Raw genomic sequence first — 24,259 nt, 5'->3', positions numbered from 1 at the left:
CCGCGCTCCGCACCCCGCCGGGGCCGGGCCGGTGACGCGGGCCCGTGACCGGACCCGGAACCGGGATCGGTGCGCGGATCCGGATCGGGCCGGGGAGCGGGATCGGTGCCGGGCGCTCCCCCGTTCGGGGCGATGTTCTAGCATCCGTGCCATGACTGACGGTACGGACCTCCCGAACAGCCCCCAGCCCGGCCCCGCCCCCGGGAGCGGCGGCTACGGTTTCCCGCCGCAGACGCCGAACCCCTACCAGCCGGGGCCCGCCCAGGGACAGCCGTCCGGCGGGGGCTTCGGGCCGCCCCCGGCGCAGCCGCAGACGGAGGCCCCGCTCGGCGGCGGTGGCGCTGAACCGTTCTTCCTGCCCTCGATGCCCTCCACGCCCGACTGGCAGGCCATGGCCGACGCCACCGAGGCCCAGCGGCGCAAGCGCAGGCGGCTGACCATCGGCATCGGGGCGCTCGCGGTCGTCCTGATCGCGGGCGGCGCGGGGTTCTTCGTACTGAACGGCTCCGGCGACGACCCGAAGAACCCGCCGGCGGTCGCCTCCTCGGGCTCGCCGAGCGCGTCGGGCGACTCCTCCCCGTCCCCGGACGGCAAGACCCCCGAGGACGACTCCCCGACCGTGCCGGGCGAGCCGAACCTGCTGCGCGACCGCAGCGGCAAGATGGGCATAGCCCTGGGCCCCGGCGCCTCACTGGGCGAGCTGGCCAAGCGGACCGAGGTCCGTTTCAAGGGCACGCCGGACTCCTACGCCCAGGGCGCCGAGCCGGCCGTGGACGTCACCAAGAGCTTCACCGTCTCCACCCGCGCCTACAACGTGGCCGAGACCGGCTCGCGCATGGCGGTGAGCCAGGGCGACGGGGTCTCGTACTCCTTCGAGCTGGGCTTCGAGGTCGTGAACGGCAAGAAGGCCTGGGTGTTCCGGGTGCAGACCGGTGACAAGGGCCAGGCGGCGACCGCCCAGCAGGTGGTCGTGGACAACGTGGACACCACGCGGCAGTGGGTGCTGCTGACGGGGACCTACGACGCGGAGAAGAAGACCATCGCCCTGTGGGTGGACGACAAGCAGGGCGGCCAGGCGCAGGTCTCCGGCATCTGGCCCGGCCCCGGGCCGCTCCAGCTGGGCCGTGCCCGCCACCACGAGATCTGGAGCGCCGCGTGGGACGGGCCGCTGGACCACATCCGGATCTTCGACCAGGCGCTGGGCCAGGAGCAGATCACCGGTCTGAAGAACAACAAGACCGGGAAGACCAAGCCGACCCACTCCTGGCTGATCTGACCGGGGTCAGATGGTGACGCCGGCGTTGCGCAGGAAGGCCACCGGGTTGACGGCCGAGCCGTAGTTCGGGGTGGTGCGGATCTCGAAGTGCAGGTGGGGGCCGCTGCTGTTGCCGGTGTTGCCGGACAGCGCGATGCGCTGGGCGGCGGAGACCTTCTGGCCGATCCGGACCTGGATCTTCGAGAGGTGCGCGTACTGGGAGTACGTGTTGTTCGCGTGCTTGATCACGACGGCGTTGCCGTACGCGGGGCCGTCGCCGCCGCCGTTCGGGCCGGCCTTCACGACGGTGCCGGCGCCCGCGGCGCGGACCGGGGTGCCGGTGGGAACGGCGAAGTCCTGGCCGGAGTGCTTGTGCGCCCACATGCTGCCGCCCCTGCCGAAGGTCGCGGACAGCGTGTAGCTCACGACGGGCTTGGCCCACAGGACGGGCTTCGCGGCGGCCTTGGCCTTCGCGGCAGCCGCCTTGGCCTGCGCGGCGGCCTTGGCCTGCGCGTCGGCCTGCGCCTGGAGGGCGGCGGCCTCGGCGGACACGGCGGCGGGGGCCTCGTCGGCGAAGGCGGCGGTCGTCCCGGCCCCGAGTGCCAGCAGCACACCGAGACCGGTGGCGGCGAGGGCGGTACGGGTGCGGCGGGTGCTGACGCGCTTCGCGGACATGGGAGACCTCCGGGGCCGGGGACAGGAGCGGTGGCAAGAAAGATCCCGGCGCCTGCGGACCGAACCGCTGCTGCCGGGCTTGCCCCACCTTGGTAACCCGTGCCCCCGGGCTTCCCCAAACGTCCCTTTTACTACCCCGGCTCGTAGCCACCCGGTGGATCTCCGGGCCCTTGACGGCGTCCGTACTGGGCAAGCGCGGGGACAAATCGGGGCAGCCGGATCTACGAGAGTTCCTAGTAGGTCCGATTTGCCCTGTGCGGCTTGTCACCGGCCACCGGGCTCCTACGCGGCACCCCCGGGCCCGTGCGGCGGCCGCTCGCCCGCCGCGCTCGTCCACCCCGCCCCCCATCCGGCCCGTCCAGGCGCCCGCCGGCGGCCGGGCACGCAAAGGGGCGGCCCCGGGACCTCGTGGGTCCCGGGGCCGCCCCTACGCCCGCGGCAAGCGCCGCCGGCGCTTACGCGCCCTTGGAAAGGTCCGGGCCGGAGCCCGTGGCCTCGATCGGGGGGATGTCCGGCAGGGCCGACTTCTCCTCGCCGCGGAAGGTGAACTTGGCGTTCTCGCCCTCACCCTCCACGCCGACGACCACGATGTGACCGGGACGCAGCTCGCCGAAGAGGATCTTCTCCGACAGCAGGTCCTCGATCTCGCGCTGGATGGTCCGGCGCAGCGGGCGCGCACCCATGATCGGGTCGTAGCCGCGCTTGGCCAGGAGCTGCTTCGCGTCACCGCTGAGCTCGATGCCCATGTCGCGGTCCTTGAGGCGCTCGTCCACCTTGGCGATCATCAGGTCGACGATCTGGATGATGTCTTCCTGGCTGAGCTGGTGGAAGACGACCGTGTCGTCGACACGGTTCAGGAACTCGGGCCGGAAGTGCTGCTTGAGCTCTTCGTTGACCTTCGCCTTCATCCGGTCGTAACCGGTCTTGACGTCGCCCTGGGCCGCGAAGCCCAGGTTGAAGCCCTTGGAGATGTCCCGCGTACCCAGGTTGGTCGTCATGATGATGACCGTGTTCTTGAAGTCCACGACGCGGCCCTGGGAGTCGGTCAGGCGACCGTCCTCCAGGATCTGGAGAAGGGAATTGAAGATATCCGGGTGCGCCTTCTCGACCTCGTCGAAGAGGACGACGGAGAACGGCTTCCGGCGGACCTTCTCGGTCAGCTGGCCGCCCTCCTCGTAGCCCACGTAGCCGGGGGGCGAACCGAAGAGGCGGGAAACCGTGTGCTTCTCGCTGAACTCCGACATGTCGAGGGAGATCAGCGCGTCCTCGTCGCCGAAGAGGAATTCGGCCAGCGTCTTGGAGAGCTCGGTCTTACCGACACCGGACGGGCCGGCGAAGATGAACGAGCCACCGGGACGCTTCGGGTCCTTCAGACCCGCACGGGTACGGCGGATGGCCTGGGAGAGCGCCTTGATGGCGTCCTTCTGGCCGATGACGCGCTTGTGGAGCTCGTCCTCCATGCGCAGGAGGCGGGAGGACTCCTCCTCCGTGAGCTTGAAGACGGGAATGCCGGTCGCGGTCGCGAGGACCTCGGCGATGAGCTCGCCGTCGACCTCGGCGACGACGTCCATGTCGCCGGCCTTCCATTCCTTCTCGCGCTTGGCCTTCGCGGTGAGCAGCTGCTTCTCCGAATCACGGAGCGAAGCCGCCTTCTCGAAGTCCTGGGAGTCGATGGCCGACTCCTTGTCGCGGCGGACGGCCGCGATCTTCTCGTCGAACTCGCGGAGGTCCGGCGGCGCGGTCATCCGGCGGATGCGCATCCGGGAGCCGGCCTCGTCGATCAGGTCGATCGCCTTGTCCGGCAGGAAGCGGTCCGAGATGTACCGGTCCGCCAGCGTCGCCGCCTGGACGAGGGCCTCGTCCGTGATGGAGACGCGGTGGTGGGCCTCATAGCGGTCGCGCAGGCCCTTGAGGATCTCGATCGTGTGGGGGAGGGAAGGCTCCGCCACCTGGATCGGCTGGAAGCGGCGCTCGAGGGCCGCGTCCTTCTCGAGGTGCTTGCGGTACTCGTCGAGCGTCGTGGCACCGATGGTCTGGAGCTCGCCACGGGCCAGCATGGGCTTGAGGATGCTGGCGGCGTCGATCGCGCCCTCGGCGGCACCCGCACCCACGAGGGTGTGGAGCTCGTCGATGAACAGGATGATGTCGCCGCGGGTGCGGATCTCCTTGAGGACCTTCTTCAGGCGCTCCTCGAAGTCACCGCGGTAGCGGGAGCCCGCGACCAGGGCACCAAGGTCGAGCGTGTAGAGGTGCTTGTCCTTGAGGGTCTCGGGGACCTCGCCCTTGACGATCGCCTGTGCCAGGCCCTCGACGACGGCGGTCTTGCCGACGCCGGGCTCGCCGATGAGGACCGGGTTGTTCTTGGTCCGGCGGGACAGCACCTGCATGACCCGCTCGATCTCCTTCTCGCGCCCGATGACCGGGTCGAGCTTGGATTCACGGGCGGCCTGGGTGAGGTTGCGGCCGAACTGGTCGAGGACCAGCGAGGTCGAGGGGGTGCCCTCGGCCGGGCCGCCTGCGGTGGCCGACTCCTTGCCGCCCCCGGTGTAGCCGGAGAGCAGCTGGATGACCTGCTGCCGGACCCTGTTCAGATCGGCGCCCAGCTTCACGAGGACCTGGGCGGCGACGCCCTCGCCCTCGCGGATCAGGCCGAGCAGGATGTGCTCGGTGCCGATGTAGTTGTGGCCGAGCTGGAGGGCCTCTCGGAGCGAAAGCTCCAGGACCTTCTTCGCCCGCGGGGTGAAGGGGATGTGGCCGGACGGGGCCTGCTGCCCCTGACCGATGATCTCCTCAACCTGCTGGCGAACAGCCTCGAGCGAAATCCCGAGGCTCTCCAGGGCCTTAGCGGCGACACCCTCACCCTCGTGGATCAAGCCCAGGAGGATGTGCTCGGTGCCGATGTAGTTGTGGTTGAGCATCCGGGCTTCTTCCTGAGCCAGGACGACAACCCGCCGCGCGCGGTCGGTGAACCTCTCGAACATCGTTTATCGCTCCTCAGAGCGGTCGGGCAGTTCGGGGTCGGTCCCCGCCCTGTCCTTCCGCATGCTAGTCCCGCGGGACGGGACAGCTCATTCCAACTGCCGACATCCGTCCACGGCTCACCCCCACGTCGGTGAGGAAAACCGGCTGTAAGAGCCGACTACTGCTCCAACTCGATGGTGCGAGACGATGTTCCCGCAGGCCAGGCAGATACCCGTCACAGGTGTACGCCGATGGCGAACGGAACCCGCTCAAATCAGCGTGTCGCCCCGATCCACTAGGAATGTCTTACCCGTAAGGACTGACACTCCATGCCCCTGGACGGGGTCGCCTCCGCTACGGGCGAACAAGCCCGCGTCCCGAATGTGGGACTCCACCCGCCGCCCCGTTTACGCTCCGCATCGGTACGGGCGCGCCCCGTAACCCCCGGGTGCCGGCCGGAGTTGCTCCGGTCATGTCCCTGAGCGCCGTGAGCGTCCCCTCGCCCCGCGTCCCGTCCGAGGACGGCACCCGCGCCTGGTACGAGCGCGTGCTCGGCTGGAGCTGCGCGGGCGGGCCGCCCCCGCAGCTGGTCACCGGGATCCGGTTCGACGTGCTGGAGCTGCCCTCGGACGCCGGGGCCGCGGTGCTGCGGCGCCGGGTCGCCACCGGTCCGGTGGCCGTGATGGGGCGCCGGATGCGGTTCCTGGTCGCCCCGGGCGCGGCCGAGGAGCTGGAGGGGCTGCTCCACTGGCTGGAGTGGGGCGGGGTGGCGCTGGACCTGACCGCCCTGGGCGAGGGCGGCAGGATCACCGCCCCCGTGCCTCCCGGGCGGGCGGGGGAAAGCCCTCAGGGGGCCGCCGTGTGGCTGCGGCCCCCCGAGCTGGGGTGTGAGGCATCGCTGCCCGCCCTGCCCGTTCCGGGGCGGGGCACCGGGGCCGGGCCCGGACTCTGTGCGGAGCCGGCCGGGCCCGATCTCGTACGCCTGGTGGCCGCGGCGGCGACGGAATGCCACCGCGCCCGCCTGGGGCGGCGTACGCCTCAGCCCTTGGCGTTCTCGTAGGCCTCACGGATCTCGGCCGGGACGCGGCCGCGGTCGTTGACGCTGAGGCCCTGAGCCTTGGCCCACGCGCGGATCTCGGCGGTGTCCGGGCTGCCCGACGAAGCGGCGGCGCGGCCCTTGGCGCGGCCCGCGGAGGCGCGCCCGCCGGTGCGGCGGCCGGCCTTCACGAAGTCCTCCAGCGCACCGCGGAGCTTTTCAGCGTTTGCGGTGGTGAGGTCGATCTCGTAGGTCTTGCCATCCAGAGCGAACGTCACGGTCTCGTCCGCCGTGCCACCGTCGAGGTCGTCGACAAGAAGGACCTGAACCTTCTGTGCCACCGGATTTCCTTTCATCGAAAATGCAGTACGCGGAAAGGAAACCGCTTTTGCCTGGAAAACACAAACCCCCGTCGAGAGGTTCAGGACCTCAACAAGGCGGGAAACGTGCGCGATTCGGACATAGGCCACCACCGGGCCGGGCCCGTAATAGCCGCCGCGATCGATCAGAGGTGCAGCAGCATCCGGCTGTTGCCCAAGGTGTTCGGCTTCACTCGTTCGAGACCGAGGAACTCGGCGACTCCCTCGTCATAGGAACGCAGGAGCTCCATGTAGACATCGGTCTCCACCGGGGTCTCGCCGATCTCGACGAAGCCGTGCTTCGCGAAGAAGTCCACTTCGAAGGTCAGGCAGAATACCCGGCTGACCCCGATCCGGCGGGCGGTCTCCAACAACTTGTCGAGCACCCGGTGCCCCACACCGGCGCCCTTCAAGTCGCGGTCGACCGCGAGCGTGCGCACTTCCGCGAGGTCTTCCCACATGACGTGGAGGGCCCCGCAGCCGACCACCTGCCCGTCGGAGTCGCGTTCCGCGACCCAGAACTCCTGGATGTCCTCGTAAAGGACCACGGGGGCTTTGTCGAGGAGGATCCGCTGCTGCACGTACTGGTCGAGCAGGCGGCGCAGCGCGGGAACATCACTGGTGCGCGCGCGGCGGATCGTCACTGTTTTCGCGTCGTCTGTGGTGGAAAGCTCTCCCATACCCGGACGCTATCGCCCCGGGTCGCTCCCCTGCGCGCCGGAGTCCTCTTCCGCCGCGGCCTCCTCGGGGCGCTCGCCGGTGGAGCCGCTCTCGGGGGCGGGTTCGTCGTGCTGGACGATGTGCACGGCGGCGCGGAGTGCCTCGCGCTGTTCGGGGGACATCATGCCGAAGAAGGCGACGAGCGCGGCCGCCGGGTTGTCGCTGGTCGACCAGGCTTCGTTCATCAGTGCGGCCGAGTAGGCGGCGCGGGTGGAGACCGCCGTATACCGATAGGCGCGGCCTTCGGCTTCCCGGCGGACCCAGCCCTTCTGATGGAGATTGTCCATAACGGTCATGACCGTGGTGTACGCGATGGACCGTTCCTGCTGGAGGTCTTCCAGGACTTCCCGAACGGTGACCGGGCGGTTCCACTGCCACACCCGCGTCATCACTGCGTCTTCGAGTTCTCCCAAGGGGCGAGGCACAGCAGCACAATAGTGCCGATTGCGGCGAATTGCCCGACTATTCGCCGCAACGCGCGGTGGAAAACCCCCGGTGGGGGTTACTTCACTTCTGCTGCTGCGGGCCGGCCTCGGCGCGGGCGATCGCGGCGTCGACGGCCGCGTCCTCCTTGGCCTTGTTGGAACCGCCCTGGCTCTTCACGATCGTCACGACGAGGGCGATGAAGAACGCGGCCATCACGAAGGGGGGCACGAGCGCGGAGACGTAGTCCATGCCCCCAGCGTAGCTATACCGCCGTGCGTCCGGCCGCCGGGGGCGGGCTGGGCTTGCGGCGCGGCGGGAAGACCTCGCCCGGGGTGGGCACCGGGCGGGCCGGCGGCTCCTTCGGCGGGGCCGGCGCGGGCTCCGGCGGGGACGGCCGCTCCTTGCCGCCGGCCAGGGCCAGCAGACGGGTGCGGGGCGCCGGGGCGGTCGCCGCCGCGAGCCTGCGCCGCACGGAGCGCGCCGCGACGGCCCGGGCCCGCTCCAGCACGGCCGCCGCGACCGGATTGGCCCGCAGGGCGCGCAGGGCGGCGAGGTCGTCGGGCCCGGGCTCGTACCCGGCGGCCAGGGCGTCCTGGAGCAGCTCCAGGTAGCCCGACAGGCTCCCGGGCAGGGCGTCGCGGTAGCGGGCCAGGTCGTCGAGCAGGAAGGCTCTGAGCCGGCCCGCTTCCAGGACCGCTTCGTCCACCGACGCCGCGAGGCGCAGGCAGTCCTGCACCTCGGAGGCCGTCAGGGGGGCCGTGGAGGACTGGAGGGCGTGGGCGAGGGAGCGCCTGAGCACGTGCAGCTCAGCGGCGCTGAACGCCATGCCGCCGCGGGATCCGTAGGGCGTGGGCATGGGGCGAAGATACGCGCTAATCGGACAAAATCCCCTGAGGGTGCGGGATTGCGGCGCGGCGGAGGCACGCGCCGCCCCCTCCGGATGGATCAGCCGGTCTCTTTGACGGCCTCGACGAATCGCGCCCAGGCGGCGTGGGTGGTGGCCATCACCAGGTGCGCCGGGTCGGCCCGGTCGGCGACGCGCACCAGGGTGCCGGGCGCCGCGGCGACGTAGACGCAGGCGTCGCCGGCGCCGCAGTAGGACGACTTGCGCCAGTCGGGGCGAGCGGTCGCGTTCATGGTGTCTCCTCCACAGTGGACGAGGTCGCGGTGCTTCTCGAGCGAGACGCTATCTCCACGAGAGGCACGCTCCGGCCGGTTCCGGCAAAAAAACCCGGCCGTCGGAAAGTACGGCCGCCCACCCTACGCGCCACCGGTCACTCCACCGGGAAGGCGTACGCGATCTCGTAGCGCGAGTCGGGGATCACCAGGTCGGCGGTCTCCACGGGGCGGCCGTCGGAATCGAGGTACGTGCGCTCGATCTCGGTGATCAGCGCGCCGAGGCTGATCCCCAGCAGGTTGGCCTGGTTCTGGTTGGCCCGCGAGGGGCGCGGCACCTCGACCACGGAGGTGACGGTGATGCCGATCGAGCGCATCCGCGCCACCACCCCCGCCCCGCGCAGCTCGCCGACCTCCGGCAGCACGATCGGGGTGCCCGAGGTGATCGCGAGGGGCTCCCAGGACTCGGAGAGCTCGGCGGGGCTGCCGTCGGCCATGAACTCGTAGCGGGTCATCACGCAGGGGGAGCCCGGCTCGATTGCCAGCCGGGCGGCGATCCGCTCGGGCGCCGGGACCTGCGGCAGGGTCCTGGAGTCCCAGGACGCGGCGATGCCGTGCGCGGCGGCCTCGGAGCGGAAGGTGTTGCCGGATCCGGGGACGCGGCGGCGGGTGCGGAGCATCCGCATGCGCCGCCGCGGGGTGCGCACGTAGGTGCCCGAGCCGGCCCGGCCCTCGAGGAAGCCCTCGATGATCAGCTGCTCCATGGCCCGCTGAGTCACGCCCTGCCCGACGGAGTACTCCTCCGCGAAGCGGGCGCGCGAGGGCAGTCTGTCGCCGATCGCCCACTCGCCCGCCTCGATGCGGTTCCGGAGCGATTCGACCACCTGCAAGTAAGGCGATTTACGGGGCATTTGGGCCGTCCTGTGCCGTCTCGGCTGTGCCGCGTCGGGAGGGTGTGCGTCCGACGCCGACAAGCTAACCGATCAGGTTCAAGCTGAGGATTCCGCCTGACGGTCCGCTACCGGCCGGTGGTGCCCCGCCGTCGCGGGGCCCCACCGGCCGCGCCCTCACTCGAAGTTGGGCGCGTTGCGCTCGTAGACCAGCCGCAGACCGATCAGGGTCAGCCACGGCTCGTGGTCGTCGATCACCGACGCCTCGCCCAGGACGATCGGGGCCAGCCCGCCGGTCGCGATGACCCGCACGTCGTCCGGGTCGCCGCCGGGACCCGCCAGCTCCCGCGCCATCCTGTTCACGATCCCGTCGACCTGGCCCGCGAACCCGTACACCACGCCCGACTGCATCGCCTCGACCGTGGACTTCCCGATCACGTTGCGCGGCCGGGCCAGCTCGATCTTGCGGAGCTGCGCCCCGCGCACACCGAGCGCCTCCATCGAGATCTCGATGCCCGGGGAAATCACCCCGCCCACGTACTCGCCCCGCGCGGACACCGCGTCGAAGGTGGTCGCCGTACCGAAGTCCACGACGATCGCCGGGCCCCCGTACAGTTCGACCGCGGCCACCGCGTTGATGATGCGGTCCGCGCCGACCTCCTTCGGGTTGTCCATCAGGATCGGCACGCCCGTCTTGATCCCGGGCTCCACCAGCACGGAGGGCACGTCGCCGTAGTAGCGGCGGGTGACCTCGCGCAGCTCGTGCAGGACGGACGGGACCGTCGCGCAGATCGCGATGCCGTGGATCCCGTCGCCCAGCTCGCTGCCGAGCATCGGGTGCATCCCCATCAGGCCCTGCATCAGGACGGCCAGCTCGTCGGCCGTCCGGCGCGGGTCGGTCGAGACCCGCCAGTGCTCGACGATCTCTTCACCGTCGAACAGGCCCAGGACCGTGTGGGTGTTGCCCACGTCGATGGTGAGCAGCACGGCCTACACCGCCTCGCGCAGGTCGAGGCCGATGTCCAGGATCGGCGAGGAGTGCGTCAGCGCGCCCACCGCCAGGTAGTCCACACCCGTCTCCGCGTAGGCGCGGGCCGTCTCCAGGGTCAGCCGGCCCGAGGACTCCAGGACGGCGCGGCCCGCGACGATGGTCACGGCCTCCTCCGTCTCCGGGACCGTGAAGTTGTCCAGCAGGATCAGGTCGGCACCCGCGTCCACGACCTCGCGGACCTGGTGCATCGTGTCGACCTCGACCTCCACCGGCACGTCCGGGAACGCCTCGCGGACGGCCTTGAAGGCCTGGGCGACGCCGCCCGCCGCGATCACGTGGTTGTCCTTGACCAGCGCCGCGTCCGACAGCGACATGCGGTGGTTGACGCCGCCGCCGCAGCGGACCGCGTACTTCTCCAGCGAACGCAGGCCCGGCGTCGTCTTGCGGGTGTCGCGGACCCTGGCGCCCGTGCCCTCCAGCACGTCGGCCCAGCGGCGGGTGGCCGTCGCGATGCCGGACAGGCGGCACAGGATGTTCAGGGCGCTGCGCTCGGCGGTCAGCAGGTCGCGGGTACGGGAGCGGACGGACAGCAGCACCTGGCCGGCCTCGACCCGGTCCCCGTCCTCGGCGTGCCGCTCGACCTCGAAGGCCTCCGTGCAGACCACGGAGAACACGGCCTCGGCGATCCGCAGACCGGCCACCACGCCGGCCTCGCGGGCCACGAAGTCGGCGATGGCCTCTGCGTCCTCGGGGACGGTCGCGACGGTGGTCACGTCGACCCCGCCGTCCAGGTCCTCGGACAGCGCCATGTGCGCGATGTCCTCGACCTCGATCGGGTCCAGGCCCGCGTCCGCCAGCAGCTGGGCGAGCGCCGGGTCGAGACCGCTCTCCTCGCCGTCGCCGCAGCCGCAGTCGTCGCCGCAGCCGCCTTCGTTCTGCTCGATCAGGGGGAGTTCGGGGGTGCTCACGGTCACTTCTCCAGGCTGAGGGGGTGGTCTACGGACGGGAAGTCCGCGGAGTCGGTGGGGGTGACGACCAGCGCCCGCCGCTCGGTGCGCGAGAGCCGCACCACGAGGTGGCGGCGCCAGGCGGCGTCGTCCCGGTCGGGGTGGTCCTCCCGCCAGTGGCAGCCGCGGGTCTCGGCGCGCCGCTGGGCGGCGGCGACCAGGACGCGGGCCACGCACAGCAGGTTGGTCGCCTCCCAGGTGTCCACGCCCGGCACGGCGGTCTTGCCCCGGCTCTCCAGCTCGCCCAGGGCCGTCGTGTACAGGCTCTCCAGCGCCTCGGCGGCCGCCGCGAGGGAACCGGCGGAGCGGAGCACGCCCGCGCCGTCCGTCATGATGCGCTGGACCTCGTACCGGGCCTCGGCCGGCTGGAGCGGGCCGGTGGCGGGCACGGGTACGCCCGGGCCGCTGCCCACGGGCGGGTGGGCGGAGATGTCGTCGGCGATCCGCTCGGCGAAGACCAGGCCCTCCAGCAGGGAGTTGGAGGCCAGCCGGTTCGCGCCGTGCACGCCCGTGCAGGCCACCTCGCCGCACGCGTACAGGCCGGGCACGGTGGTGCGGCCGTGCAGGTCGGTGCGGACACCGCCCGAGGCGTAGTGCGCGGCGGGGGCGACCGGGATCGGCTCGGTCACCGGGTCGATGCCGTGGGCCCGGCAGGCGGCCAGGATCGTGGGGAAGCGGTTCTCCCACATCTCGGCGCCGAAGTGCCGGGCGTCCAGGTACATGTGCTGGACGCCCTGCTCCTGCATGCGGCGCATGATCCCCTTGGCGACGATGTCGCGCGGGGCCAGCTCGGCGAGCTCGTGCTGGCCCACCATGAAGCGGACCCCGTCCGCGTCGACGAGGTGCGCGCCCTCGCCGCGGACCGCCTCCGACACCAGCGGCTGCTGGCCCTCGGCGTCCGGGCCGAGGAAGAGGACCGTCGGGTGGAACTGGACGAACTCCAGGTCCGACACCTCGGCGCCGGCCCGCAGCGCCAGCGCCACCCCGTCGCCCGTGGAGACGGCCGGGTTGGTGGTGGCGGAGAAGACCTGGCCCATGCCGCCGGTCGCCAGCACCACGGCCGGCGCGTGGACGGCTCCGACGCCGTCGTGCTGGCCCTCGCCCATGACGTGCAGGGTGACGCCGGCGGTACGGCCCTCGGCGTCCTGGAGCAGGTCCAGTACGAGCGCGTTCTCGACGGTACGGATGCCCGCCGCGTGCACCGCCTCGACCAGCGCGCGGGAGATCTCCGCACCGGTGGCGTCGCCGCCCGCGTGCGCGATGCGCCGGCGGTGGTGGCCGCCCTCGCGGGTCAGCTCGATCTCCCCCGTCTCGGCGGAGGTGTCGAAGACGGCACCGGCCGCGATGAGCCGGCGCACCGCGTCGGGACCCTCGGTGACCAGCAGCCGCACGGCCGCCTCGTCGCACAGGCCCGCGCCCGCGACCAGGGTGTCGTCCAGGTGCTGCTCCGGGGTGTCGCCCTCGCCGAGGGCGGCCGCGATGCCGCCCTGCGCCCAGCGGGTGGAGCCGTCGTCGAGCCGCGCCTTGGTGACCACGACCGTACGGCGGCCCGCTGCGGCGCAGCGCAGCGCGGCGGTCAGCCCCGCGACGCCGGAACCGACGACCACGACGTCCGCGTCGAGGGCCCAGCCGGGGGCGGGGGCGTGCAGCCGTATGCCGGTACCGGCGGTGCCCGGGTTGCCTGTGGTGCTCACGCGTGTGCTCCGAACTCCAATGGGATGTTGTCGATCAGCCGGGTCGTGCCGACCTTCGCCGCGACGGCCAGCACGGCCCGTCCGGTGAAGTCGGGGCCGACGTCGGTGAAGTCCTGCGGGTCCACCAGGGCCAGGTAGTCCAGGACCAGCGGCGGCTCGTACCGGGCCGCCTCCTCCAGCACGTGCCGCGCGGCGGCCCGTACGGCGTCGGGCAGGCCGGTGCCGCCGGTGGCCGCCGCCGACACGGCGTGGGCGTCGGCGGAGGCGCGGATCTCGCCCAGCCGCGCCAGCCCGGTGGCGCGTCCGCCGCCGGCGGGAGCGGCCTCGGCGCGGGCGCACAGCGCGGCCTGCGCGGCGAGCCGGTCGCGGCCCGCGAACAGGGCGCGGGACAGGGCCAGGGCGGTACGGCGCTCGGCCGGGCCGAGGTAACGGTTGCGGGAGGACAGGGCGAGCCCGTCGTCCTCGCGGACCGTCGGTACGCCGACCACCTCCACGGGGAAGTTCAGGTCGGTCACCATGCGCCGGATCAGGGCCAGTTGCTGGGCGTCCTTCTGGCCGAAGAGGGCCAGGCCGGGGCGGGTGAGGTGGAGCAGCTTGGCGACGACGGTCAGCATGCCGTCGAAGTGGCCGGGGCGGGTGGCACCCTCCAGGCGCTCGCCCATCGGGCCGGCGGCGATCCGCACCTGGGGGTCCCCGCCGGGGTACACCTCGTCCACGGCGGGCGCGAACACGGCGTCGGCGCCCGCCCCTTCGCAGACCAGCAGATCGGCGTCGAGGGTGCGCGGGTAGCGGTCCAGGTCCTCGCCGGCTCCGAACTGGAGGGGGTTGACGAAGACGGTGACCACTACCTGCCCCTGCGGCCCCACCTCCTCGCGGGCGGTGCGGATGAGCGTGGCGTGGCCCTCGTGCAGGGCGCCCATCGTCATCACGACGGCGCGGCGGCCGCCGCGCGGCAGCGCGTGGAGCTCTTCGGCGGTGTTCAGCAGCTGGAGCGGGCCGGTCATCGCTCGGCATCCTTCGGGTCGGCGTCGTCCGAGAGCACGCCGAGGAGGTCCTCGGCCAGTTCGGGCTTGAGCAGGCCGTGCGCGAGGGCGCGGTCGGCGGTCGTACGGGCCATCGCCAGGTACCCGGCGACGGTGGCGGGGGCGTGCTTGCGCAGCTCGGAGACGTGCGCGGCGACGGTGCCGGCGTCGCCACGGGCGACGGGGCCGGTCAGCGCGGCGTCACCGGAGCGCAGGGCGTTGTCCAGGGCCGCTCCGAGCAACGGGCCGAGCATCCGGTCGGGGTGCTCGACACCGGCCGCGCGCAGCAGCTCCAGCGCCTGGGCGACCAGGGTGACCAGGTGGTTCGCACCCAGGGCGAGGGCCGCGTGGTAGAGCGGACGGCTCTCCTCCGCGATCCACTCGGGCTCCCCGCCCATCTCGATGACCAGGGCCTCCGCGGCGAGCCGCAGCTCTTCGGGGGCGGTCACGCCGAAGGAGCACCCGGCCAGGCGCTGCACGTCCACCTCGGTACCGGTGAAGGTCATCGCGGGGTGCAGGGCCAGCGGCAGCGCGCCCGCACGGCGCGCCGGGTCCAGGACGGCGGTCCCGTAACGCCCCGAGGTGTGCACGAGGAGCTGGCCGGGGCGCACGGCGCCGGTCCCGGCGAGGCCCTCGACCAGGCCCGGCAGGGCGTCGTCGGGGACGGTGAGCAGCACCAGCTCGGCCCGCTCCAGCACCTGCGCCGGGGACACCAGCGGCACGTCGGGCAGCATCCGCTCGGCCCTGCGCCGGGAGGCGTCGGAGACCCCGGAGACGGCGACGGGACGGTGGCCCGCCTGCTGGAGGGCACGGGCCAGCGCGGGGCCGACACGGCCCGCGCCGACGACTCCGACGGTGAGCCGGGCGGGACGCGGTTCCTGGGATGAGTTCACGCGGGGAGGGCCTTCCGTTCCAGTCCGCGGGGGGTACCGGACGATACGTCGCCATGCTAGGCCCTTTCGGCACGCCGGTGCCGGTCAGGCCCGCCCGGGGCGGGGCGGGGCGGCCGGGCCTTCGGCGATGATCAGGGGCATGACCGATGACGCGGAGCGGACGGAGCGGCTCACGGCCGCCTGGAAGGGCGCCCGCCGGGCCCTGACGCACGGCGGCCGGGGGGACACCGTCCGGGAGCTGCTGGCCGGGCTCGCCGACGCCCCGTACGACCTGGACGCCCCGGCGGACGTCTACGGCGACGGGGTCGTCGCCGACCTGGAGCGGCGGGTCGCCGGTCTGCTCGGCACCGAGGACGCCGCGTTCTTCCCCTCGGGGACGATGGCCCAGCAGATCGCGCTGCGCTGCTGGGCGGGACGTACCGGGAACCCGGTCGTGGCCCTGCACCCCATGAGCCACCCGGAGCGGTGGGAAGGCGGAGCCCTGACCGCGCTGGCCGGGCTGCGGACCACCCACCCGGTGACGGAGCCGCGCCAGCCGACGCCGGAGGAGGTCCGGGAGCACCCCGAGCCCTTCGGCACGCTGATGCTGGAGCTGCCGCTGCGCGACGCCGGGTTCCTGCTGCCCGCGTGGGAGGAGCTGGAGGGGCTGGTGGAGGCCTCCCGGGAGCGGGACGCCGTCGTCCACTTCGACGGGGCCCGGCTGTGGGAGACCACCGTCCACTTCGGCCGGCCCCTGCCGGAGATCGCGGGGCTCGCGGACTCGGTGTACGTCTCCTTCTACAAGTCGCTGCGCGGGCTGAGCGGAGCCTGCCTGGCCGGGTCCCGGGACTTCGTGGAGGAGACCCGGGTGTGGCGCCACCGGTACGGGGGCCAGGTCTTCCGTCAGTTCCCCCAGGCCCTGGCGGCCCTGGCCGGGCTGGAACGGGAGCTGCCGCGCCTCCCCGCGTACGTGGAGCAGGCCCGGACCGTCGCCGCCGCGCTGGCGGAGGCCTTCGCGGAGGCGGGCGTGCCGTGGTCCCGGATCCACCCGGAGGTACCGCACACGCACCAGTTCCAGGTGTGGCTCCCGTACGAGGCGGACCGCCTCACGGAGGCGGGCGCCCGCCTGGCGGAGGACACCGGCACGGCCCTGTTCCGCCGCTGGTCGGCGGAGGGCCCGCCGGGGCTGTCGGTGACGGAGCTGGAGATCACGCGGCCGGGCCTGACGTGGACCCCAGAGGACGTCCGCGAGGCGGCGGCGGAGTTCCTGGCGCGGGTGTAGGGGGACTGCGGGGGGAGGGGCGGGGTGCTGCGGGGCGGCGTCAGGACTGGTTTGGGGGGTTCCCGCCACCCCCACCCCCTCAACACACCCTCCCCCCACGGAGCAGGCGGGTCAGGGCATGGAGCCAGGGGTGGGTGACCGGGCGGCCGGCCAGGACGGCGTTGAACTGGGCTTCGGTGCGGATGGCGCGCAGGACGGCGAGGTCGTGGCGGCCCGGGGGCGGGGGCATCGGGGTGCCGTGCTGGGTCGCGCGGTAGGTGTCCACGAGATACTGCTCGATCGCTGTCATGGATCCACCCTCACCCCCTTGGGCGCAGAGCGCTCGCCGATTGACGCTCCCCGTCAATCGACGCCTCCCACCTGCGGCGACGCCCCCGCGGGCGCCTCGTGAACCCTCGTACGGACGCACGGACGCCCGCAGCCCCGCGCGCTCCCGCCCGGCCCCCGCCCCCGAGCCCGGGAAGGCCGCCGGGGCCGGGCGGTGCGGGGCGCGCGGGGAAGGAGAAAATGGGGCGATGAGCGTCACCATCGACATCGCCGGGCTCCCCGAGGAGCGGATCGGCTTCGCGCCGTCACCGCTCGCCGAGCTCTGCATGGCCCTGCACGCGCTCTCGCAGCCGGCCCATCACCCGGGGCTCCAGTCGTGGGCCAGGTCCACCACAGCCTCGCTCGACCCCTGCCTGGCGGACCGGCTCCTCGAGGCCGAATTCCTGTGGCGCAGCTCCTTCTCCGACATCTTCATGGCGTTCGCCGGGATCCCGGGCGGTACCGGTCTGCCCGCGCCGACACTGGCCGAGGAGCTGGACGTGCTCGACCGGATGGATGACGAGCGCTTCGTGATGGCGGCGCTGGAGCACTGCTGGCTGGCGCTCTACAACGAGGGCGGCGGGCCGCACCCGCTCAAGGACGGGGCCGCGCGGGCGAAGGCGCTGGAGACGGCGGCCGCGCGCGGGCCGCGGCAGCTGCAGTTCTCGGTCCGGCTGCTGGACGACCCGGCGGGGGTGCGGGTGTGGATGCGGCGGCTGCTGGAGGACTGCGACGAGGCGTTCTTCGCGCAGACCTGGCGGCGGGTGGAGCCCCGGCAGACCGCGGACGCCCGGCACAAGGCGGAGGTGCTGCGCCGCAAGGGGCTGCCGGCGGCGCTGCGGGAGGTCTCGGCGGCGCTGAGCGTGGACGAGGGCCTGACGACGATCACCGCCGACAAGATGGTCAACGGGCAGGCCACCGCGACCGATCCGCGGATCGGGGCGGGACTGGTCTTCGTACCGACGAACTTCGGCTGGCCGCACCTGCTGGTGCTGCACGCGCCGGGCTGGCGGCCGGTGGTGCACTATCCGCTGGACTCGCCGGAACTGGCCTCCGCGCCGGGCTCGGTGGAGCTGCTCCAGCGGCGGATGGAAGCCCTGGCGCACCCCATGCGGATGCGGCTGTGCCGGAGTCTGGCGCGGGCCCCGTACACGACCAGTGAGCTGGCGCGCGTCTACGGGATATCCGCGCCGGAGGTGTCCCGGCACCTGGCCGTGCTGAAGAAGGCCGGGCTGATGCAGACCAGACGCCAGGGTCGTTACGTCCAGCATCAGTTGGATCTGTCCGCGGTCGCCCGAATAGGTTCCGATTTCATCGAGGGCGTCCTGCGCTGAGCCGATCCACCCGGGCATCGGACAGTGGCCGGATTTCGCCCTTTCCAGAGACGCCGATATCCGGATTTCACAAACCGGAAGCAGTGAAAACTCTGGCGACGGGCGCCTCTTGGTGTCTAACGTGCGTCCACCACTCCCCCACAGGCTCTTCCGCAGTGAAAGGACCTTCATGCCCTCTCGCCGTATAGCCACAGCGACCGCGGCCCTCGCGGCCGCTGCCCTCGTCTCCCCTCTGCTCCTCGCCGGCCCGGCCGGTGCGACGAGCCCGCAGAGCGATGCCGCCCGGGGTGACGCGCTGGCCAGGAAGCTGGTCAAGGACTCGACGGGCAAGGGGGCCAACAACCACCTGAAGGTCTTCCAGTCGATCGCCGACTACAACGGCGGCACCCGCGTGGCCGGCTCCAAGGGGCACGTCCAGTCCGCCCAGTACGTCGAAGCCGTGCTGAAGGGCGCCGGGTACGAGGTCTCGCGCCACGAGTTCGACTTCGTGTACGTCGAGACGCTCTCCGAGAAGCTGAAGGTCAACGGCGCGAACGGCCGCGACGTCCCGCTCAAGCTGATGACGTACACGGCCAGCGGCCCGGAGGGCGGCATCACCGCGCCCGTCGCCGTCGCCCCCGTCGACGCCGACGGCACCAACGGCTGCGAGGCCACCGACTTCGCGGCCGGCGCCTTCACCGGCAAGATCGCCCTGGTCAAGCGCGGCGGCTGCACCTTCGCGGCGAAGCAGGCGAACGCGGCCGCGGCCGGCGCGGTCGGCGCGATCATCTACAACAACACCGCGGGCGCCCTCAACGGCACCCTCGGCGACGCGAACGCCGGCAAGGTCCCCACGGGCGGAATCAGCCAGGAGGAGGGCGAGAAGCTCGCCGCCGAGGCGGCCGCCGGGCCGGTCTCGGTCACCCTGGACATCCGCGAGCTGCGCGAGAACCGCAAGACGTACAACGTCGTCGCGGAGACCCGGGGCGGGGACGAGAACAACACCGTCTTCCTCGGCGCGCACCTGGACTCGGTCGCGGCCGGTCCCGGCATCAACGACAACGGCTCCGGCTCGGCGGGCATCCTCCAGGTCGCGCAGCGCCTCGCGAGCAGCCAGTCGAAGATCAAGAACAAGGTCAAGTTCGCCTGGTGGTCGGCGGAGGAGTTCGGCCTGCTCGGCTCCGAGGCCTACGTGGCCTCGCTGACGCCGGAGCAGAAGAAGCAGATCAAGCTCTACCTCAACTTCGACATGATCGCCTCGCCGAACGCCGCGTACTTCGTCTACGACGGCGACGACTCCGACAAGGTCGGCTCGGGCCCCGGCCCGGAGGGTTCGGCGCAGCTGGAGCGGCAGATCACCGACTTCCTCGACGCGCAGAACATCCCGCACGAGGGCAGTGACTTCACCGGCCGCTCGGACTACGGCCCGTTCATCGAGGCCGGCATCCCGTCGGGCGGTACGGACACGGGCGCCGAGGGCATCAAGACCCCTGAGCAGGCCGCGAAGTTCGGCGGTACGGCGGGTATCGCCTACGACCCGAACTACCACGGCAAGGGTGACGACATCACCAACATCGACCAGAAGGCGCTCGACATCAACGTCGACGTCATCGCGAACGCGGTGGGCCACTACGCCTGGGACCTGGCCCCGCTGACGCAGCCGGTCGTCTCGCAGCCGTCCACCGGCTCCGGCAACGGCGGCGGTCTGCGCCCGGGCCACGACCACGACGTCGAGCAGTAGGAACAGCAGGAACACCAGGAATAGCCGTCATACGCACGAGGGGCCGGGGTTCCGCCAGGAACCCCGGCCCCTCGGCCGTGCCCCGCGACGCCCGGCCCCCCGGCCGTGCCCCGCGACCGGCGTGCCCCGGCCCCGCTACCGCGGCCAGGGGCCGATGCCGACCGGCTGGACCAGCCAGCCGAAGTCGCCGAGGCCCCCGCGCGCGGTGAGTTCCGCCGCCTCGCCCGCCGCCGACAGGGCACGGACGTAGCCCGCCGGGTCGGTGGAGGCCAGGGCCAGCGGGGGACGGCCGCCGCCGACCCCGAGCGCTGTCAGGGCTTCGCGCTGGGTGAGCAGGGCCGCGCCCGGTCCCGCGCAGGCGTCGAGCGCGACGTGCGCGGTGACGTCGCAGCCGCCGTCCGGGACGGGGGCGGTCTCGCGGCCCGCGCGGAAGCCGGTGAGGGTCCCGTACGGGGGGCGGGCGTCGCGGGTGTGGGCGTAGTCCACGGCCACCGCCAGGCCCCGGTCCAGGGTGGCGACCGCCGCCGCCCAGGCCTCGTCGCGGGCACGGCCGATCTCCGCCCGGCCGCCGTCCGGTCCGGCCGCCCCGGGCCACCAGCGCTCCAGCCAGAGCCGGTCGGCGTCGTCGAGGGGACCGCCGGGGGTCTCCGTACCGTCGGGGGCGACCAGGACGTAGCGGCCGTCCTCGGCGATCTCCAGCGGTACGTTGTCCAGCCATTCGTTGGCGAACAGCAGCCCGGTGGTCCCCTCCGGGGGCTCGGCCACCCAGCGGATGCGGGGGTCCAGCCCCCCGGGCTCCGCCGCGCGCTCCACCGCGTACGGGCGCACCCGCGCCGCCGTCTCCGGCGGCAGCGCGGCGAGGACCCCGGCCAGCAGCTCTCCCCGCCCGGCCCCCATGTCGACCAGGTCGAGCCGCTCCGGCCGGCCGAGCTCCCCGTCCACCCACGCCAGCAGCCGGGCCACGGCCCCCGCGTACAGGGCGGAGGCGTGCACGGAGGTCCGGAAGTGTCCCGCGGGCCCCGGCCCGCCCGGCCGGACGTAGAAACCCTCCGGTCCGTACAGCGCGGCCTCCATCGCGGCCCGCCACCGGACCGGCCCCCTGACCTCACCTTGAGCGCTCATCCCCCACAGGTTAAGCCGACCCTCCACCTTGCGGAGTACGCCCCTGTCGCCGGGATCGCACCTGTGGTTGACTCCAGCACCTATCTCCTTTCCCTACTCTGGGTTACGTGCAGCGCCTCTACGACTTCATCCGCAGACACCCGACGGGCGTCGACAGCTTCTGGGCTGTCCTCTTCTTCGGGATGTCGATGATGAACGTGGCCGGGGCCGAGGGGCAGAGCACCGCCCTGCGGCTGGCCACCGTCCCCGTCGTCGCCGCGCTGACCGCCGCCCTCGCCCTGCGCCGCAAGTGGACCGTGGCGATGTTCTGGCTGACGGTGGGCGCGGGCCTCTACCAGCTCGCCATCGGCCAGGAGATGCAGTTCTGCGACGTCGCCATGCTCGTCGTCCTGTACACGGTGGCGGCCGCCGACGTCCCGCGCTGGGTGTCGCGCACCGCCCTGGCCTGCGGACTGCTGGCCTCACCGCTGTACTTCCTGCGCTTCGGCATCGACAAGAGCGCCAGTACCGTCGAGGAGATCCTCTTCGCCCTGTTCATGATGGTGCCCTTCGCCCTGGCCTGGGTGACGGGCGACTCGCTGCGCACCCGCCGCGCCTATTACGCCCAGCTCGTGGAGCGCAACCAGCGGCTGGAGAAGGAGCGCGAGGCCCAGGCCAAGGTGGCGGTGGCCGCCGAGCGCGCCCGGATCGCCCGCGAGCTGCACGACGTCGTCGCGCACAACGTGTCGGTGATGGTGGTGCAGGCCGACGGGGCCGCGTACGTCCTGGACGTCGCCCCCGACCAGGCCAAGGAGGCCCTCCAGACCATCTCCGGCACGGGCCGCCAGGCGCTGGCCGAGATGCGCCGGCTGCTGGGCGTCCTGCGCACGGGCGAGCCGCAGGAGTCCGAGGACTACGTCCCGCAGCCCGACGTGGAGCAGATCGAGGTGCTGGTCGAGCAGGTGCGGGCGGCCGGGCTGACGGTCGGCTTCGAGGTGGAGGGCGCACCCCGCAAGCTGCCGAGCGGCGTGGAGCTGACGGCGTACCGGATCGTGCAGGAGGCGCTGACGAACACGCGCAAGCACGGGGGCCCCGACGCGAAGGCGACCGTGCGGCTGGTCTACTTCGACGACGGGCTGGGCCTGCTCGTCGAGGACGACGGGCGGGGCGCCGCGCACGAACTGTACGAGGACGGCGGCGCGGACGGCGCCGGACACGGTCTGATCGGCATGCGGGAGCGCATCGGTATGGTCGGGGGAACCCTGGACGCGGGCCCGCGTCCCGGCGGTGGTTTCCGGATCAGTGCCCTGCTCCCGCTCAAAAAGAGTTAGCCCCCGCTCAAGAAGAGGTTGAGGTAGTCACGCATGTCCATCCGAGTGATGCTGGTCGACGACCAGGTGCTGCTGCGCACCGGCTTCCGCATGGTGCTGGCCGCCCAGCCCGACATGGAGGTCGTCGCGGAGGCGGGCAACGGCCTGGAGGCGCTGGAGGTGCTGCGGGCCACGGCGGTCGACGTGGTGCTGATGGACGTGCGCATGCCCAAGCTCGACGGGGTGGAGGCGACGCGGCGCATCTGCGAGCCGGAGGAACACCCCAAGGTGATCATCCTGACCACCTTCGACCTGGACGAGTACGCCTTCTCGGGCCTCAAGGCGGGCGCGAGCGGCTTCATGCTGAAGGACGTGCCCCCGGCCGAGCTGCTGGCCGCGATCCGGTCGGTGCACAGCGGGGACGCGGTGGTGGCCCCCTCGACGACGCGCCGCCTGCTGGACCGGTTCGCGCCGATGCTGCCGAGCACGACGGCCGAGCCGGAGAACAAGGAGATCGAGCGGCTGACGGACCGCGAACGCGAGGTCATGCTGCTGGTGGCGCAGGGCCTGTCGAACGGGGAGATCGCGGCCCGGCTGGTGCTGTCGGAGGCGACGGTCAAGACGCACGTGGGCCGCATCCTGACGAAGCTGAACCTGCGCGACCGGGTCCAGGTGGTGGTGCTGGCCTACGAGACGGGCCTGGTGCGCGCAGGCGGCGGCGCGGGCTGACCCGCCCCGCCGCCGCGTCCGGCCGCCGCCCCCCGCCTACGGCAGCGGCGGTACCGCCGTACGGAGGTGGCCCAGCAACGTGGAGAGGGACTCCCACGCCGCCGGGTCGCCGCCGTCGCCCAGCGGGTAGTGCAGCCCGGGCCGGCGCTGCGGGCCCACCTGGACGGGCCTGACCTCCAGCGGGGGCCGCCGCGCCCGGGTCAGCGTCACCTCGGCCACCCCGGCCCCGCCGAGGGTGAACGACACCGGCACCGCCGGCGCGAGGGCCCGCGGGGTCAGGCTCAGGTCCCGCCGCCCGGGGCCGAGGGAGGCCAGCATGCTGATCAGGCCGTGCCCGGACACCAGTTCCTCCGCCAGCGCCTCGAGCGCCGCCAGCGGCACCTCCTCGGCGGGCCCGTACCCGAGGGACAGCGTGATGTCCTCCTCGACCCCGGCGGCCGTACGGGTCACGCGTACGGTGGCCAGCGCGGGCCGCCCCGGCGATCCGACGGCGGTGACCAGGGTCGGCTCGGGCGCCCGGCCGCGGGCCAGGTCGGTGAACTGGCGCGGGGACCACGGCAGGTTCACCGGCTCGGCGGTGCCCCAGCCCGCGGGCGGCTCCCCGGTCAGGGTGCGCCAGGCGGCCTCCAGCGAGCGGCCCACCAGCAGCCCCTCCTCGGCGGGGTGCTCCGTACGGAACTGCACGGTCAGCCGGCGCTCGCCCGACGCCCCGGCCTGCCCGAACGCGGCGGCGGCCCGCGGCCGGCCCGCCTCGTCGCGGACCGGGGCGAAGGTGCCGTCCTGCCAGCTCAGCACCGCGCCGGACAGGCCGTCGTAGTACCCGCACTCGGGGTCCTGGACCACCCAGCGGTTCGGCGCCCCGGTCAGCGCGGTGCGCAGCGGCAGGCTGAGCCGGCAGTGGTCCGGGGTGACGATGTGCAGGGCCGCGCCGAAGCCGGCGGTGGTCCGCAGGACGTCCGACAGCCAGGCCGTCAGCCCGATCACCGGGCGGTCCGCGAGCACCACCGCGGTGGATTCGGTGACCACGTCCACGGTCGGCAGCGCTCCGACGGGCGCGGGCGCCGCCGAGGCCTCGGAGGTCACCGGCACCACGGCCACGTGCCCGGCGCCCTCGGGCCAGACGGCGCCGCCGAGCACCTCGGCGAGGCGTCCGGCGACGGCCCCGGCGAGGGGGGCCGCCTCGGGCACGGCGGTGGAGGCGCGGGTCTCCGTCCACCAGACCGGGGTGGGCGAGGGCGTCCCGAGGAGCCGTTCCACCTCGCCGGGCACCTGCACGAGCACGGGCGCCTCGACGGAGACCAGCGGCCGGCCGCCCGCGCCCAGCAGCTGGATCACGGCACCGTCCCCGACGGCCTGGGCGTCGAGGTCCGCGCCGCCCGCCGTCAGGGCCACCATCAGCGCGGTGGTGTCGGGCATCTTGGCGGTGAGGGCGATGACGTCCTTGGTCACGGTG

The 24,259-nt window shown here is 72.8% G+C and carries 24 protein-coding genes; 7 read left to right on the top strand and 17 right to left on the bottom strand.

Features of this window, described 5'->3' with window-relative positions; translation table 11 throughout:
* The first annotated feature begins 151 nt into the window (after positions 1-151).
* Positions 152-1,276, top strand: coding sequence for a LamG-like jellyroll fold domain-containing protein (locus tag ACFY7H_RS30755; protein WP_388944836.1), 1,125 nt, complete (start codon positions 152-154; stop codon positions 1,274-1,276).
* A gap of 6 nt (positions 1,277-1,282) precedes the next feature.
* Here ACFY7H_RS30755 and ACFY7H_RS30750 read toward each other — a convergent pair whose 3' ends face one another.
* Positions 1,283-1,930: a M23 family metallopeptidase gene (locus ACFY7H_RS30750; protein ID WP_388944832.1), complete on the bottom strand. Its 648-nt coding sequence runs from the start codon at positions 1,928-1,930 to the stop codon at positions 1,283-1,285.
* Positions 1,931-2,385: 455 nt separating this feature from the next.
* Positions 2,386-4,911 (bottom strand): ATP-dependent Clp protease ATP-binding subunit, encoded by a 2,526-nt coding sequence (locus ACFY7H_RS30745; RefSeq protein ID WP_388944829.1) that lies wholly within the window; start codon positions 4,909-4,911, stop codon positions 2,386-2,388.
* A gap of 452 nt (positions 4,912-5,363) precedes the next feature.
* Between ACFY7H_RS30745 and ACFY7H_RS30740 the strand changes: the two genes are divergently transcribed.
* Positions 5,364-5,951 (top strand): SCO3374 family protein, encoded by a 588-nt coding sequence (locus ACFY7H_RS30740; RefSeq protein WP_388944826.1) that lies wholly within the window; start codon positions 5,364-5,366, stop codon positions 5,949-5,951.
* On the opposite strand, the gene ACFY7H_RS30735 is transcribed toward ACFY7H_RS30740, so the two are convergent.
* From ACFY7H_RS30735 to ACFY7H_RS30680, 12 genes are all read right to left on the bottom strand, one after another.
* Positions 5,930-6,268: an Lsr2 family protein gene (locus ACFY7H_RS30735; RefSeq protein WP_388944908.1), complete on the bottom strand. Its 339-nt coding sequence runs from the start codon at positions 6,266-6,268 to the stop codon at positions 5,930-5,932. The two genes, ACFY7H_RS30740 and ACFY7H_RS30735, sit on opposite strands and share 22 nt — an antisense overlap.
* A gap of 164 nt (positions 6,269-6,432) precedes the next feature.
* Positions 6,433-6,966 (bottom strand): amino-acid N-acetyltransferase, encoded by a 534-nt coding sequence (locus ACFY7H_RS30730; RefSeq protein ID WP_388944823.1) that lies wholly within the window; start codon positions 6,964-6,966, stop codon positions 6,433-6,435.
* 9 nt (positions 6,967-6,975) lie between these two features.
* The gene (locus ACFY7H_RS30725) at positions 6,976-7,431 is read right to left on the bottom strand and encodes a BlaI/MecI/CopY family transcriptional regulator (RefSeq protein WP_388944821.1); all 456 of its coding nucleotides are present in this window, start codon (positions 7,429-7,431) and stop codon (positions 6,976-6,978) included.
* An 82-nt stretch (positions 7,432-7,513) separates the two neighbouring features.
* On the bottom strand, positions 7,514-7,681 hold the full coding sequence (locus ACFY7H_RS30720; RefSeq protein WP_388944818.1) for a hypothetical protein: 168 nt from the start codon (positions 7,679-7,681) through the stop codon (positions 7,514-7,516).
* A gap of 13 nt (positions 7,682-7,694) precedes the next feature.
* On the bottom strand, positions 7,695-8,288 hold the full coding sequence (locus tag ACFY7H_RS30715; protein ID WP_388944815.1) for a hypothetical protein: 594 nt from the start codon (positions 8,286-8,288) through the stop codon (positions 7,695-7,697).
* An 89-nt stretch (positions 8,289-8,377) separates the two neighbouring features.
* Positions 8,378-8,569, bottom strand: a complete 192-nt coding sequence (locus ACFY7H_RS30710) for a DUF397 domain-containing protein (protein ID WP_388944811.1) — start codon at positions 8,567-8,569, stop codon at positions 8,378-8,380.
* A 137-nt stretch (positions 8,570-8,706) separates the two neighbouring features.
* Positions 8,707-9,459 carry a GntR family transcriptional regulator gene (locus ACFY7H_RS30705; protein WP_388944808.1) on the bottom strand — a complete coding sequence of 251 codons (753 nt, stop codon included), beginning with the start codon at positions 9,457-9,459 and terminating at the stop codon, positions 8,707-8,709.
* 156 nt (positions 9,460-9,615) lie between these two features.
* On the bottom strand, positions 9,616-10,425 hold the full coding sequence (locus tag ACFY7H_RS30700) for a type III pantothenate kinase (protein WP_388944806.1): 810 nt from the start codon (positions 10,423-10,425) through the stop codon (positions 9,616-9,618).
* A gap of 3 nt (positions 10,426-10,428) precedes the next feature.
* Positions 10,429-11,397 (bottom strand): carboxylating nicotinate-nucleotide diphosphorylase, encoded by a 969-nt coding sequence (gene nadC, locus ACFY7H_RS30695; RefSeq protein ID WP_388944906.1) that lies wholly within the window; start codon positions 11,395-11,397, stop codon positions 10,429-10,431.
* 2 nt (positions 11,398-11,399) lie between these two features.
* The gene (locus tag ACFY7H_RS30690; RefSeq protein ID WP_388944803.1) at positions 11,400-13,130 is read right to left on the bottom strand and encodes an L-aspartate oxidase; all 1,731 of its coding nucleotides are present in this window, start codon (positions 13,128-13,130) and stop codon (positions 11,400-11,402) included.
* Positions 13,127-14,134 (bottom strand): pantoate--beta-alanine ligase, encoded by a 1,008-nt coding sequence (gene panC / locus ACFY7H_RS30685; RefSeq protein ID WP_388944800.1) that lies wholly within the window; start codon positions 14,132-14,134, stop codon positions 13,127-13,129. The genes ACFY7H_RS30690 and panC overlap by 4 nt, the downstream gene beginning before the upstream one ends.
* Positions 14,131-15,045, bottom strand: a complete 915-nt coding sequence (locus tag ACFY7H_RS30680) for a Rossmann-like and DUF2520 domain-containing protein (protein WP_388944798.1) — start codon at positions 15,043-15,045, stop codon at positions 14,131-14,133. Before ACFY7H_RS30680 ends, panC begins: the two co-directional genes overlap by 4 nt.
* A gap of 139 nt (positions 15,046-15,184) precedes the next feature.
* On the opposite strand from ACFY7H_RS30680, the gene ACFY7H_RS30675 reads away from it, so the two are divergent.
* Complete coding sequence (locus ACFY7H_RS30675; protein WP_388944795.1) at positions 15,185-16,306, top strand: threonine aldolase family protein; 1,122 nt, start codon at positions 15,185-15,187, stop codon at positions 16,304-16,306.
* A gap of 79 nt (positions 16,307-16,385) precedes the next feature.
* Here the strand turns inward: ACFY7H_RS30675 and ACFY7H_RS30670 are convergent, their stop codons facing one another.
* On the bottom strand, positions 16,386-16,595 hold the full coding sequence (locus tag ACFY7H_RS30670; protein ID WP_388944792.1) for a hypothetical protein: 210 nt from the start codon (positions 16,593-16,595) through the stop codon (positions 16,386-16,388).
* Positions 16,596-16,821: 226 nt separating this feature from the next.
* Between ACFY7H_RS30670 and ACFY7H_RS30665 the strand changes: the two genes are divergently transcribed.
* Together ACFY7H_RS30665 and ACFY7H_RS30660 are read left to right on the top strand one after the other, a co-directional pair.
* On the top strand, positions 16,822-17,946 hold the full coding sequence (locus tag ACFY7H_RS30665; RefSeq protein ID WP_388944789.1) for a DUF5937 family protein: 1,125 nt from the start codon (positions 16,822-16,824) through the stop codon (positions 17,944-17,946).
* A 169-nt stretch (positions 17,947-18,115) separates the two neighbouring features.
* Complete coding sequence (locus ACFY7H_RS30660) at positions 18,116-19,666, top strand: M28 family metallopeptidase (RefSeq protein ID WP_388944786.1); 1,551 nt, start codon at positions 18,116-18,118, stop codon at positions 19,664-19,666.
* A 135-nt stretch (positions 19,667-19,801) separates the two neighbouring features.
* On the opposite strand, the gene ACFY7H_RS30655 is transcribed toward ACFY7H_RS30660, so the two are convergent.
* On the bottom strand, positions 19,802-20,788 hold the full coding sequence (locus ACFY7H_RS30655; protein WP_388944784.1) for an SAM-dependent methyltransferase: 987 nt from the start codon (positions 20,786-20,788) through the stop codon (positions 19,802-19,804).
* A 107-nt stretch (positions 20,789-20,895) separates the two neighbouring features.
* Here ACFY7H_RS30655 and ACFY7H_RS30650 point away from each other — a divergent pair, with 107 nt between their 5' ends.
* Positions 20,896-22,098 carry a sensor histidine kinase gene (locus ACFY7H_RS30650; RefSeq protein WP_388944781.1) on the top strand — a complete coding sequence of 401 codons (1,203 nt, stop codon included), beginning with the start codon at positions 20,896-20,898 and terminating at the stop codon, positions 22,096-22,098.
* A gap of 33 nt (positions 22,099-22,131) precedes the next feature.
* Positions 22,132-22,806, top strand: a complete 675-nt coding sequence (locus ACFY7H_RS30645; protein ID WP_388944778.1) for a response regulator — start codon at positions 22,132-22,134, stop codon at positions 22,804-22,806.
* Positions 22,807-22,842: 36 nt separating this feature from the next.
* On the opposite strand, the gene ACFY7H_RS30640 is transcribed toward ACFY7H_RS30645, so the two are convergent.
* Positions 22,843-24,255: a DUF6177 family protein gene (locus ACFY7H_RS30640; protein WP_388944775.1), complete on the bottom strand. Its 1,413-nt coding sequence runs from the start codon at positions 24,253-24,255 to the stop codon at positions 22,843-22,845.
* Positions 24,256-24,259 lie beyond the last annotated feature (4 nt).

Source organism: Streptomyces sp. NPDC012794 (assembly GCF_042901085.1).
Lineage (GTDB): Bacteria > Actinomycetota > Actinomycetes > Streptomycetales > Streptomycetaceae > Streptomyces.
This window is presented reverse-complemented; position numbering and strand designations above follow the sequence as displayed.

What these genes read in the sequence shown, in the direction of transcription:
- ACFY7H_RS30755 (WP_388944836.1), top strand. Translation starts at nt 152, where the DNA reads ATGACTGACGGTACGGACCTCCCGAACAGCCCCCAGCCCGGCCCCGCC.
- ACFY7H_RS30750 (WP_388944832.1), bottom strand. Translation starts at nt 1,930, where the DNA reads ATGTCCGCGAAGCGCGTCAGCACCCGCCGCACCCGTACCGCCCTCGCC.
- ACFY7H_RS30745 (WP_388944829.1), bottom strand. Translation starts at nt 4,911, where the DNA reads ATGTTCGAGAGGTTCACCGACCGCGCGCGGCGGGTTGTCGTCCTGGCT.
- ACFY7H_RS30740 (WP_388944826.1), top strand. Translation starts at nt 5,364, where the DNA reads ATGTCCCTGAGCGCCGTGAGCGTCCCCTCGCCCCGCGTCCCGTCCGAG.
- ACFY7H_RS30730 (WP_388944823.1), bottom strand. Translation starts at nt 6,966, where the DNA reads ATGGGAGAGCTTTCCACCACAGACGACGCGAAAACAGTGACGATCCGC.
- ACFY7H_RS30720 (WP_388944818.1), bottom strand. Translation starts at nt 7,681, where the DNA reads ATGGACTACGTCTCCGCGCTCGTGCCCCCCTTCGTGATGGCCGCGTTC.
- ACFY7H_RS30715 (WP_388944815.1), bottom strand. Translation starts at nt 8,288, where the DNA reads ATGCCCACGCCCTACGGATCCCGCGGCGGCATGGCGTTCAGCGCCGCT.
- ACFY7H_RS30710 (WP_388944811.1), bottom strand. Translation starts at nt 8,569, where the DNA reads ATGAACGCGACCGCTCGCCCCGACTGGCGCAAGTCGTCCTACTGCGGC.
- ACFY7H_RS30705 (WP_388944808.1), bottom strand. Translation starts at nt 9,459, where the DNA reads ATGCCCCGTAAATCGCCTTACTTGCAGGTGGTCGAATCGCTCCGGAAC.
- panC (WP_388944800.1), bottom strand. Translation starts at nt 14,134, where the DNA reads ATGACCGGCCCGCTCCAGCTGCTGAACACCGCCGAAGAGCTCCACGCG.
- ACFY7H_RS30675 (WP_388944795.1), top strand. Translation starts at nt 15,185, where the DNA reads ATGACCGATGACGCGGAGCGGACGGAGCGGCTCACGGCCGCCTGGAAG.
- ACFY7H_RS30670 (WP_388944792.1), bottom strand. Translation starts at nt 16,595, where the DNA reads ATGACAGCGATCGAGCAGTATCTCGTGGACACCTACCGCGCGACCCAG.
- ACFY7H_RS30665 (WP_388944789.1), top strand. Translation starts at nt 16,822, where the DNA reads ATGAGCGTCACCATCGACATCGCCGGGCTCCCCGAGGAGCGGATCGGC.
- ACFY7H_RS30660 (WP_388944786.1), top strand. Translation starts at nt 18,116, where the DNA reads ATGCCCTCTCGCCGTATAGCCACAGCGACCGCGGCCCTCGCGGCCGCT.
- ACFY7H_RS30655 (WP_388944784.1), bottom strand. Translation starts at nt 20,788, where the DNA reads ATGAGCGCTCAAGGTGAGGTCAGGGGGCCGGTCCGGTGGCGGGCCGCG.
- ACFY7H_RS30645 (WP_388944778.1), top strand. Translation starts at nt 22,132, where the DNA reads ATGTCCATCCGAGTGATGCTGGTCGACGACCAGGTGCTGCTGCGCACC.